The 334-nt window shown below is 69.5% G+C and carries 1 protein-coding gene; it reads right to left on the bottom strand.

Going from position 1 to position 334, the window contains the following annotated elements:
• Positions 1–334: RICIN domain-containing protein (locus tag DW298_RS00065; protein ID WP_168443187.1), on the bottom strand; the 334-nt coding region annotated here is incomplete at both ends.

The following is a 334-nucleotide window of genomic DNA, read 5'->3' as shown; positions in this document are numbered from 1 at the left end:
GGTCCGAGCCGGAGACGGCCAGGCAGGCTCCGGTTGCGACGTTCTTCAGCTGGAACTTGCCGTTCGGCTTCGGGACGATCGTCCACTTGTGGGATGCGGCTCCGGTGATCGTCTGCTGCCGGGCGGGGGCGGCGGTGCCGGAGACGCCGACGGCCTTCCCGCTCTCTTCGGCGACGATCGTGACCGTGCCGGCGGGACGCAGTTCGAACTGGAGGTAGCTGGCTCCGGAGGTCACGCCGCAGTTCCACTGGCTGTAGCTCGTCCCATCGGCGGTCTTGCCGTCGCGGAGGGTGAGGCACTTGCCGGAGTGGCTGGCGGCGAGCTGGCTGTAGCC

This window comes from Microbacterium sp. A20 (assembly GCF_004794515.1).
Taxonomy (GTDB): Bacteria; Actinomycetota; Actinomycetes; order Actinomycetales; family Microbacteriaceae; genus Microbacterium.
Note: the sequence above shows the minus strand (reverse complement) of the source record. Positions and strands in the feature narration are given on the sequence as shown.